The sequence below is a fragment of the Salinivibrio sp. AR647 genome (assembly GCF_001995415.1).
Lineage (GTDB): Bacteria > Pseudomonadota > Gammaproteobacteria > Enterobacterales > Vibrionaceae > Salinivibrio > Salinivibrio costicola.
Map to the genome: position 1 here is coordinate 1 of NZ_MUFE01000010.1, position 11,699 is coordinate 11,699.

The 11,699-nt window shown below is 44.8% G+C and carries 7 protein-coding genes and 2 pseudogenes; 3 read left to right on the forward strand and 6 right to left on the reverse strand.

Going from position 1 to position 11,699, the window contains the following annotated elements; all coding sequences use genetic code 11:
• Positions 1-352: 352 nt before the first annotated feature.
• The 4 genes from BZG76_RS12275 to BZG76_RS12290 all read right to left on the reverse strand — a co-directional run bounded on the left by BZG76_RS12275 (position 353) and on the right by BZG76_RS12290 (position 4,239).
• Complete coding sequence (locus BZG76_RS12275; RefSeq protein WP_074373097.1) at positions 353-595, reverse strand: hypothetical protein; 243 nt, start codon at positions 593-595, stop codon at positions 353-355.
• Between the two features lie 19 nt (positions 596-614).
• The gene (locus BZG76_RS12280) at positions 615-902 is read right to left on the reverse strand and encodes a hypothetical protein (protein WP_074373098.1); all 288 of its coding nucleotides are present in this window, start codon (positions 900-902) and stop codon (positions 615-617) included.
• Between the two features lie 180 nt (positions 903-1,082).
• Entirely contained in the window at positions 1,083-3,803 is a 2,721-nt protein-coding gene (locus tag BZG76_RS12285) for a heavy metal translocating P-type ATPase (RefSeq protein WP_077461582.1), read from the reverse strand.
• Between the two features lies 1 nt (position 3,804).
• On the reverse strand, positions 3,805-4,239 hold the full coding sequence (locus BZG76_RS12290; protein WP_074373100.1) for a MerR family transcriptional regulator: 435 nt from the start codon (positions 4,237-4,239) through the stop codon (positions 3,805-3,807).
• Positions 4,240-5,142: 903 nt separating this feature from the next.
• Here BZG76_RS12290 and ltrA point away from each other — a divergent pair.
• The 3 genes and pseudogenes from ltrA to BZG76_RS12305 all read left to right on the forward strand — a co-directional run.
• Positions 5,143-6,216, forward strand: a pseudogene (ltrA, locus tag BZG76_RS12295) (group II intron reverse transcriptase/maturase); the annotation flags it as partial.
• 425 nt (positions 6,217-6,641) lie between these two features.
• Entirely contained in the window at positions 6,642-7,763 is a 1,122-nt protein-coding gene (locus BZG76_RS12300) for an ISAs1 family transposase (RefSeq protein ID WP_077461585.1), read from the forward strand.
• 220 nt (positions 7,764-7,983) lie between these two features.
• A pseudogene (locus BZG76_RS12305) lies at positions 7,984-8,391 on the forward strand (group II intron maturase-specific domain-containing protein); the annotation flags it as partial.
• A 162-nt stretch (positions 8,392-8,553) separates the two neighbouring features.
• Here BZG76_RS12305 and BZG76_RS12315 read toward each other — a convergent pair.
• Both BZG76_RS12315 and BZG76_RS12320 read right to left on the reverse strand, forming a co-directional pair.
• Entirely contained in the window at positions 8,554-10,182 is a 1,629-nt protein-coding gene (locus tag BZG76_RS12315; RefSeq protein WP_077461586.1) for a Tn7-like element transposition protein TnsE, read from the reverse strand.
• 169 nt (positions 10,183-10,351) lie between these two features.
• Entirely contained in the window at positions 10,352-11,698 is a 1,347-nt protein-coding gene (locus BZG76_RS12320) for a TnsD family Tn7-like transposition protein (RefSeq protein WP_241824091.1), read from the reverse strand.
• Position 11,699 lies beyond the last annotated feature (1 nt).

Consider the following 11,699-nt stretch of genomic DNA (forward strand, 5'->3'; position numbering starts at 1 on the left):
AAGAGCAGGTCAAAAAGTGGGTAGGTTATCTTGGCACTCTGGCGGTTATCATCAACGGCACTGAAGTAGTCTTTAAATGTATCGATATCCACGGTATCTATCCCGAAATATTTTAGAATCAGCCTATATGATCACAGCCAGAGGTGATCGTCAAACCGATCTTTTTTTGGTCAAAAAACGTTCGCGATCTCGCCCTGGCTTTTCACCACAACAAAATCAAGTAGCCTTGCATTAATTGCGATGAATCCTGTGGCAATAAACGATAAAGAGCCGCCCAGTTAGCGCGGGCGGCTCATTTTTACTAGAAAAAGTAAAGGGGATCTCTTTTTCTGATTACGAGTATTTCATTGGTTCAGCTACTCATCATTTTTTTGCACTCTTCTGGCATGTCTTCCATGTTCATGCTTTGCATCATTTGCATGTGTTCTATCATCCTATCGTGATCCTTCATCTTATCCGCGTGAGATTGCTTAACATGCACTTTCTCATTTTGCGCGACATTGTGATGTCGATGCTGATCATCGATGGAACTTGTTGCTAACACCGGCATCGCAACTAGACCACTAAATAACACTGATACATATAACTTTTTCATAACATCACCTAACCCTTACTTATGCTTTGAACTGTTGATTGTTTTCAATTTTTTCCACCGATTGCTCGTTGGCTTCGGAGTCTTTCTTTTCACTTGGCATCATCATCTTCATCATTAAACCATGCATAGCTAAACAGATGATTARTGGAACAATCGCACTACTAAGGTATGCCCAACTAAATATCTCTTGGCTAGAAGAGAGAATAAATAATGGAATACCCACCATTAATAACGCGCATAGAACCATCATCCATCCATGACCTTTATGATGACCATTCTTGTGACAATCTGATTTTTTGCTTTTCATTCTCTTGCTCTCCAAAATAACTTTAACTCGTTTAACTGAGACTCAGTTTATCGCAACGCTTAGATCAGGAGTGGGGAGGGGTTCATGGCAATTTTGTCACCTTAGCCGTTTTTCTTACCCCAAAACCACCAGACTATAAACACGATTGCTGTAAGACCTAATATATTGACTAACATAGTATTACTCCTCATTGGTTGTAGAGGCTGAAGCTGGTGTATAAAAGCGCAAGCGATTAGCATTGGTTACAACAGTAACAGAGGACAGTGACATCGCAGCCCCAGCGATGATCGGACTTAATAGCCAACCCGTGAACGGAAACAGAAGCCCTGCTGCCACAGGAATACCCAAGCTGTTATAGATAAACGCCCCCCACAAGTTCTGCTTAATGTTTTTCATTGTGGCAGTACTGATCCCAATCACATCTGAGATACCGTGGAGTGAGCTGCGCATCAAGGTAATATCGGCACTTTCAATCGCGACATCCGTACCACTGCCAATAGCAAAACCAACGTCTGATTGAGCAAGTGCTGGCGCATCATTGATACCATCACCGACCATGCCGACAACATGCCCTTTCGCTTGCAACTGTTTAATCCAGTCAAGCTTATCCTCAGGCATCAATTCCGCATGATATTCATCAACATTCGCGAGTGATGCCACCGCCTTCGCTGTATTGTGGTTATCCCCCGTTAGCATCACGACATGAATGCCTTGCTGATGAAAACGATTTATCGCACTTCGAGCATCATCTCGAATCGGGTCACTGATACCGAACAGCGCTTGCACTTGAGCGCCTATCGCAAAATACACCACTGTGGTGGCTTCTTGCTCCCACTGCAATGCATGCTCTGTAACCAATTCAACATTGACGTTAAACTGTTTCATCAGCTTGCGATTGCCAAGCAACACGCGTTGACCCGCATACTGAGCCTGAACACCAAGTCCGGTTAATGACTCGAAATCTGACACTTCTGGTAAGCGCGCTTCATCACGCACCTCACTTTGAGTAAATGCGATTAACGCTTTAGCTAGCGGATGGTTAGATCCTTTCTCCAAAGCATTGACCAGAGGCAGAAACTCTGAATCATCTGACAACGAGACAAAATTTGTTACTTCAGGTTTACCTTGAGTAATCGTACCGGTTTTATCCAGTACGACGACATCCAACTCACTGGCTCTTTGTAACGCTTCTCCATTTCGGATTAGCCCGCCAAACTCGGCTGCCTTACCGACACCGATCATAGTAGAAATCGGCGTTGCTAGACCAAGTGCACAAGGGCATGCGATGATCAACACCGAGGTAGCTGCCACTATCATATAGACTAAGGAAGGTTGAGGGCCAAAGTTATACCAAACCAGCGCTGTCAGAATCGATAGAATCATCACGGTTGGTACAAACACTGAAGACACTTTATCGGCTAGATGGCTGATTGGTGGCTTTGAGTTTTGCGCGTTCGACACCATGCTGATGATCTGAGCAAGAACGGTATCACTGCCCACTTTCTGCGCCTCAAAAACGAAACTTCCGTGGTCATTAATCGTCCCGGCAGACACTGAGCTGCCCACTTGTTTAACAACAGGAATTGGCTCTCCAGTGAGCATAGACTCATCAATCGTTGTCTCGCCCTCTGTAATCACACCATCAACCGGGACTTTTTCACCGGCTCTAACCCGAATCAAGTCGCCTGTGATAACTTGTTCAATCGATAAAGACATCTCCTTGCCGTCACGAATCACCATGGCAGTTTTGACTCTCAAATCAAGCAAACGCTTGATAGCCTGCGAAGTTCTGCCTCGAGCCTTTAACTCAAGCGCCTGTCCTAAATTGATTAAACCAATGATCATGGCTGTAGCTTCAAAGTAGAGGTGCCTTGCACTTTCCGGAAGCCACTGCGGCCCGACAACGACCACCATTGAATAGAGCCAAGCGGTACCCGTTCCCAGCGCTATTAATGTGTCCATGTTCGCATTACGGTTCAGAAAGGCCTTCCAAGCTCCAGTAAAAAAGTGCTTGCCCGCACGGACTAAAATGAAAAATGTCACTAAACCTAAGGCCAACCATAGTAACTGCTCAGATTGCGTATTGACATTCATTGGTCCGCCGAACAGACCGTACACCATCAACGGTACTCCGAGACCAAGACCAATAACGCTTTGTTTTACTTTAAAGCGATACTCCTCAGATTCACGCTCTTCTTTGAGGTCATTTGCTAACGCCTGATCGACAATTTCTTCTGCGTCATATCCTGCGCCTTGTATCGCCTCAATTAGTACGCTGGCAGGCTGACTTGAAACCACGGTCGCCGTTCGATTCGCAAAGTTCACGTCAACAGAGTCGACACCTGACACCGATATAAGAGCACCTTCAATCGTGTTAACACAACTTGCGCAAGTGACACCGATTAATGACAGCTCGATACTGACATCCAACGCCTGTGTTGTTTTCACTTTGTTCGATTTAATTACATCCGTAGTTTGTGGTTGCGTGTCATCAGTCATATCGCTATAACCCAGTTCGACTAATACGCTTTCAATGTCATTGCCGTTCAAACTGCTATTCACAACCAATGTTTGATTTTCTAAATCAACAACCACTTGAGCAGCACCATCCAATGCACCTATCGCTTGAGTGATTTTACCCACACAGTGTTGGCAAGTAACATTAGATACTGATGTACGGTACTCTTGTTGCGTAGGTATTGAAGCCGCATAACCTAACTTTGCAAGGACTTCTATCGCGCTTTCTGGCAGCAACGTGGTTATGAGCTCTGCTCTGTTTTTCGTATCATTAATAGTGAAAGATACATCAGGGTCTCTTTCACGTAACCCATCTACAATTTTAGCGACACATCGGCCACAGTTAATGCCGGAAAGTGCTAGAGAATACTGTGTTGTGTTCATGTTAGTTTTCCTCGGGTAATACTTGATGGTGCTTCTCAGACCAGTCCTCGATTAAGCAACATAATGCGTTGCCGTTGGGCTCCATATCCGGTTTTTCATTCCACTCTGCGTAAGTTGCTTCCATCATGGCTAAATGGCGTTGTTGCTCTTCGATCTTTTGCTTGGTTTCTACGATTTTATCAGTCAGCATTTGCCTCACAGCTGGGCAAGGAGTCAGCCCTTGCTCGGAGTAATCAATGATTTCTTGAATCTGGCTAAGGCTAAAACCAATAGATCGCGCATGAGAAATGAACTTCAGGCGATTAACCGCACTTTGCTGGTACATCTTGTAGCCATTGTTGGGGTCTCGCTCTGCATAAAGAAGGCCTTTTCTAGTGTAAAACCTAACTGTTTCAGCAGTCACACCTGCTGCTCTCGCAATTTCAGTTGTCAACATAATCCATGCCTCTGAAGGTTTAACGCACATGAAACTTTATTCGTTTTATGTTGCTAGCCAAAAATAAATGCGACTAAAAATATAATCACAAACAACCCAATAAACAGTTTAAGTAACAACTTAGGGTCACTGCTCCCACCGTTTGGGGCTTTGTTACAACAACTCATAACTATCTCCAATTCGTTACCAATGTGTATTAGTTGTAGCTTAAAACCTATGTGTTAGACATAGGTCAAGCATATTGAGAAAAAATTTAAGAGGTATGTTATTGATGAGTAATAAATTGGGAGCTAATTACAATAATGTAATGAACTCTAAATGATTTGGGGGCGTGCGACGTGAGGTCGTATGAAGCGCTGTTCACCGCTTAACGAGTGAACCATCTGTATCACCAGATGAACCTAGGAGCCTGAATAAAGTAGCGGCTCTGACAATGTAACGAAGGTTGGTATCTGCCAATCGGGATTGAAATCGTGAGAGGACGATCCTCCTGATAACCACAAAATCGGGTGAGTGCTAGGTAGTCAGCATGATGAACATAAGTAAATCCGCGTAAGGTGCGTTAATCGATGAACAGCGGAAGTGGTTAATACGCTGTAGCCAAAAGGCACGAGAGTCGGAAAGAGATTGCCCCATGCTCTTTCGTGATCGTTGAACTCTCCGCACTATAGCGGGCATCTAAACTGACATTGCGCGACATACGGAACACGGTAAGCCTGTATCACTCCCTCTGGGAAAGCCTCTGTGGCCGATAGTGATGCAGGTATAGGATGTTGGAAAAAGCGAAGGCTGCATTGTAACGGTGCAGATACAGATCCTTATCTGATCACGAAAGTGAGCTGACTTCCGACTGGTCTCCCATTGCAAGAGAATTTGAAGAACTTTATTCAAGGAGAAAAGCAAATGATGATTTCAAAAGAAATTAGTGCCTCTCCTGACAGTGCTCAATGGCAATCCATAAACTGGAAAGCCGTTGAATCACATGTTTTAAAGCTTCAGATGCGTATTGCAAAGGCAACTAGAGAAGGTAAATACGGCAAGGCTAAGTCCTTACAATGGATACTGACTCACTCTCGCTCAGCAAAGCTTCTTGCTGTTAAGCGAGTATCACAAAACAAAGGTAGTAAAACGCCTGGAATAGACGGCGTTATCTGGAACACAGATACGCGCCGTATGAAAGCAGTCAATCAGCTGAGCAGAAAAGCGTATCAAGCCAAACCGCTCAAGCGTATCTACATCCCCAAGAAAAACGGCAAACTCAGACCACTTGGTATCCCCTGCATGGTCGATAGAGCGCAACAAGCGCTTCATCTTCTTGCACTAGAACCAGTATCAGAAAGTCTTGCTGACCCCAACAGCTATGGTTTTAGGCCAAACCGCAGTACTGCCGATGCTATAGCGCAGTGCTTCAAGTGCTTGGCTATGAAACGATCGGCTCAATGGGTTCTTGAGGGTGACATCAAAGCTTGTTTCGATAAGATCGGACATCAATGGCTGATGGATAACATTGCCATCGATAAACGTATGTTGGAACAATGGTTAAAGTCTGGTTTTATGGACAAGGGGTTGTTCTATCGCACTGACGAAGGAACGCCACAAGGTGGGGTCATATCCCCAACCTTGATGCTAATAACTCTTGCAGGGCTTGAGCAACGCATAAAGTCTACCGCACTCAAAAAGGGTGCAAGAGCCAACTTTATTGGATACGCCGATGATTTCGTCGTCACTTGTGCTTCAAAGGAAGTACTGGAGAACGATATCAAACCGTTGATTGCTGATTTCTTAACAGAAAGAGGCTTAACACTCTCCGAAGAGAAAACGCACATTACTCACATCAGCAGAGGTTTTGATTTCCTAGGTTTTAATCATAGGAAGTACAAAGGGAAGTTGCTCATTAAACCGAGCAAATCCAACACACTACTGTTCTTGAGTAATTTGCGCGAACTCATCAAAAAGCACGCAACCATCCCTGTTAACCAGGGCGAGATCGCGAACGTTTTTTGACCAAAAAAAGATCGGTTTGACGATCACCTCTGGCTGTGATCATATAGGCTGATTCTAAAATATTTCGGGATAGATACCGTGGATATCGATACATTTAAAGACTACTTCAGTGCCGTTGATGATAACCGCCAGAGTGCCAAGATAACCTACCCACTTTTTGACCTGCTCTTNCCCCTTTACGTTTTCTAGTACAAATGAGCCGCCCGCGCTAACTGGGCGGCTCTTTATCGTTTATTGCCACAGGATTCATCGCAATTAATGCAAGGCTACTTGATTTTGTTGTGGTGAAAAGCCAGGGCGAGATCGCGAACGTTTTTTGACCAAAAAAAGATCGGTTTGACGATCACCTCTGGCTGTGATCATATAGGCTGATTCTAAAATATTTCGGGATAGATACCGTGGATATCGATACATTTAAAGACTACTTCAGTGCCGTTGATGATAACCGCCAGAGTGCCAAGATAACCTACCCACTTTTTGACCTGCTCTTTGCTTCATTGTGCGCCGTTATTGCGGGCTCCAAAGGATGGTACGATATTCGGGAATACATCCTAGGCCACCATGATTGGTTTAAGCATAACGGCATGTTTAAAGACGGTATTCCTGCCGACGATACTATCGCTCGTGCCATCTCCACGATTGAACCGAGCGCCTTTCAAGCCTGCTTTATCGATTGGATGAAAGCCGTCCATCAAATGACGGATGGTCAGGTGGTCGCGATCGATGGTAAAACGCTGAAAGGCTCTTACAACCGTGAAGATAGAAGTAGTACGATCCACATGGTCAGTGCGTATGCCAGTGAAAATCATCTGGTGCTTGGCCAGCTTAAGACAGAAGAAAAAAGCAATGAAATCAGTGCAATTCCCGAGTTAATTCGCCTACTCGATTTACGCGGTGCGCTGGTCACCATCGATGCCATGGCCTGCCAAACGACGATTGCCAAGACGATTCTTGAGCAGGGTGGCGATTACTTATTAGCGGTGAAACAAAACCAGGGCAAGCTAGCGAACGCGATCACTGAGGCATTCAGTGAGCAACGTCGAACCTTCAATGACGATGTCGAGTTTGAATATGGTCACGGTCGTATTGAATCACGTCAGTGCTATGTGCTTGATAAAGCGTATTTATTAGGCGACTTTACCCGTTGGCGATCACTACAAAGCCTTGTCATGGTTGAGTCTCTGCGTGTTGAAAAAGGGCGTCCGATGTCGCTGGAGTATCGTTACTATATCAGCTCAAAATCACTGACTGCCGATGAGGCAAGCCGTGCCATCCGCTCGCATTGGGGCATTGAAGCCATGCACTGGGTGTTAGATGTCAACATGGGTGAAGACGCCTGCCAAATTTATAAAGACAATGGGGCCGCGAACTTTGCCTGTCTGCGACACATGGCCTCAAACATGGTGCGGGCAGAGCCGACCAAGATCAGCTTGGTGGCCAAACAGAAGCGCTGTCTCATGAATCCCAGCTTCTTAGAGAAGGTTTTAGCCGCAGGCATACCGACGATGGTTGAAAAATGAACACTCATGCGCTCGCCCTGNAATTTATAAAGACAATGGGGCCGCGAACTTTGCCTGTCTGCGACACATGGCCTCAAACATGGTGCGGGCAGAGCCGACCAAGATCAGCTTGGTGGCCAAACAGAAGCGCTGTCTCATGAATCCCAGCTTCTTAGAGAAGGTTTTAGCCGCAGGCATACCGACGATGGTTGAAAAATGAACACTCATGCGCTCGCCCTGCCCTGTTAACGATCTTATCAAGCTGATAAATCCGAAACTCAGGGGCTGGTCGAATTACTATCGACACTGTGTTGCGAAACAGGTATTCGGATATGTAGGTCACAAGCTATTCCATACGCTATGGCACTGGGCTAAAAGGCGTCATCCAACAAAATCTAGAACTTGGATCGCCCTTAAATACTTCATCAACCGTCAAGGTCAATGGCAATTTCACGGTTGGCAGAAGATCATGAATATGGATTGTCAGTTCAATCTGTTTCAAATAGCTAAGGTACCAATAGAGAGACATGTGAAAATCAGGAGTGCCGCTACGCCTTTTGATCCTCAATACCAAGAATACTTGGCTAAGAGAAAATCAAAGAAGCAATGCCGAAACTCTTGGCATGAGCCTGCTYTCGCTGCTTTATAAGTTGCTGGGTGCCAATCGGTGCCTTCGTGAAGGCTTGAGCCTAGTGCGGTGAAAGTTGCACGCTGGGTTCTTAGAGGGACGACACTTGGTAACAGGTGTCGTCTACTCGACACTTCGGATTCAGATAGTGCCACGAATCACTTAACCACATAGCTAAAAACACTAGAGTTTCTCAGCAACCCTCCCAGCCCAGTCTAAGATAGATTCAGTTGGAATACCTGTCGGGTGCCCCTCTACTGACTTAGGGTGAGATATACCAATATGCTTTTTGAAGCCAAACATGGCATCCATTTCTTGTGTTGGCCATCCCAGAGACTTTGTCACTACGCCTTTTTTGATTCGAGAAAACTGCTCTTTCCAATTGCGAGTATCAATCTGCCGTATACATTTTGTGGAGATCCATTTACTCAGGCCTGTTACATCAACTTCGAGCAAGTAATTCACACGACCATTTCGCTCCACGACAACGCAACGAATCGTTCTCTTTGCATCAGAGTCAATCAAGTGGCATTTACTACGTCCAACCTGATCCAGCTCATGAGTGTACGAGTCAATGATTGTACAGGCGTATTTTTCCTCTAGCATTTGCACCATCATGTTAAAGGCCGTAAAACGAGAAGCATACTCCTCCGATCGATCAGTGCAATCTTGCATACCTCCTCCCATGTCTGCCGAAGGTATCTCACCATTACTACTAGGCTCATTGGTACTGACCTGATCACCAGCTTTCTTAGCTGCATCTTTGCTACTATCTGGCCGATGACTCCTTTTGGGGGTTGTTGCTTTCGACGTTGAAAAACGATTTTTAAACCTTACTGAGCAGGTATTTTCACCTAGTAAGAATGCATGGTTAGCATCGGAAGCCTCACGATCATCATCGATAATATGATCTTCTGGACGCTCGTATGGTTCAGGGCCTTTGCCACCAATGGTTGGCTCTTGGCCTTCATCTGGATGCGTAAAAGACGGGTTATGGAAATAGACCCTAGACGGCATTTGAGCATTAATTTCAATATCCGTGATCTTTTCAACCAGAAAGTAGCGGCCACTTGCATCAAGCCTGCCTTCGTATTCGAAAGACCATCCAGCCATTTGGGGAGGATCGAAGTGAAATAGCCAACGCTTATACCCCGCAGATACATCTCGGTCCTTTTCGACGTTGAAATATCTAAAAATCGACTCAAATGAACGCTTTGCATTACTATCAACAAGTAACCAGCTCAACATTGCTCTTGTTGCTGAATCATTGAATGCCGAAGGAGGAAAGTTTGATGTTTGCAACACTTCGATATTGGCATAGTCCTCCTTGGTGTTAACTTCGACCTTGAAGTCTGTAAGCAAACGAGAAGACATTAATGACGCTCGCGATAAGTAAGAGCTGGCATAAAATAGGACCCTTGCCAACTCTAGCTGAGGAATAATCAGTTTAGGGGCAGCGCCTCGGTCTAATACAAATGCATGTTGCGCTGACTCTTTCTTTCTCAAAGACTCTGCTGACTCTGAGTCGGGGAACTCACTCAAGTTACTGTGTCGAAGGAGCTCATTACTTCTAAATTTATGACGCCCTCGTTTAGCGTAACTTTCTGATAACCTTCTTTGATTAATTATTTTTCCTCGATACAAAGCAGGAACGTTAGAAAATGCAGTCGCATGAAAATTATTTTTCTGCTGTGGGGGATAGCACCAAACCTCAATTAAAGGCCGGTAAGACTTATCACTTTCCCGCACCAATATCTTACCAGTATGAACTACACGCACATCATCATCACACTTGTAAAACCTCGCTCCCATCAGTACATCCTTATTTTAGATTTGATCCCGTGGCTACCCAGCCAAGTAAGTCGTCGACAATTGGCACTATTCTTTCTTTAGGAAGGCTTGCTGAACGCATCAATTGCCAGCGACTCATTCCTGAACCTGTTTTTGATTTTGCGATTACAGCTATGACTAGCCGACGAGCTTAAAACTCAAAGACGCTTTCTTGATACCGATTCAAAGCAAAAGATAGCAAGGGTAATAAGTTCAGTTTTTTGCTCACCGAACCGTAATCATCTAGCTGCTTAAGTAAGAAATTTTTGCTTCTTCGAGGACCATCAACAACAGTATCTAATCGTTCTACAATCCTAATAAGCTGCTTAGTTAGTGATCGGTCTCTTGCTCTCCAATCTACTTTTTTCTGCCTTACATGAGGTTGGGATTGATGGACTCGATTGAAAGCTAATAGCCAATCTCTATCATTTCGGTACAGCCAAGCATACAGTGCACCACCACCAGGAAGTTTGCGTGCTCTCTTAACCGGGAAGTGACGCCACAGCTCACGTTTTTCTTCACTTGGATTTGGCACAAGCTGAGCATTGTCCTTCGGGATCGATACCGTCACTTTATCTTTTGATTTTACTTCTTTTATGATCTCACTAGCCGACATTTCAGGAATAAAAGCACACCAAACCGTTAAGTGCTGTAGATAGCTAAAAGCTTTACGATGACGGCGAAATAACGTGCGAAGCCAGTTAGTATCTCTATCAGAATTGATGGTTAGCTCAGGGGTAACGATCTTGCTTACAACTAAGTCCGCAATCTTATCGTGAGCAACCTGTTTAGGGCCTTTTCCACACCCAAAGTCGTGTGCTAGATGATTGTAGAAAAGGCTCCATTGATGCTGAGTCGGGGAGCCTTGGGCTGGTAAACACATTACCTCTTTAGCTTTGCTCGCTAAGTAAGCAAACCGCTGCTCTGTTATATTCTGGTGGTTACATAAAAAGGGCTGACATTGTATTCGGCCACATGCATGGTACGTGTGCCGACTATCATGGTAAGAGGTTGTCGATTTATTCAGAAGGCCGTGCTCAGGGCAATAAGGTAAGGATGGTAAAAACCACAACCTAGACCAATAACTTTCCCCAAATTTTTGTTTTTGCTCCGCGACACAAGCTGGGCAAACACAAAAATCATCTGATGTTTTTACAATAGAAGCTGGGGCTCCTAGCATTAGATGAACAGAGCCCTTAGCGCAATGTTCCATTCGCTCCATCGCTCTAACCCTAATGCTTTCGTCAACAAAAGGAGCGTAAATCGGGAACATTGTATGTTCATAAATAAGCTGTTGGACGTCAAATCGTCCCGTGTTAACTAGCTGCTCTGATATTGAAGATAAATGACTAGGCAGGTCAACTGTCGCAATCACTTTTCTGTCACCATACACTTCATCTAGTAGCTGTTTAGAGCTTGTTATCGCACTGCGAATTCCAGCTCTAGCTACTAAGCTATAGATTAATTCATCTGGGTAAGGGACAGGGAAGCAACGCAAT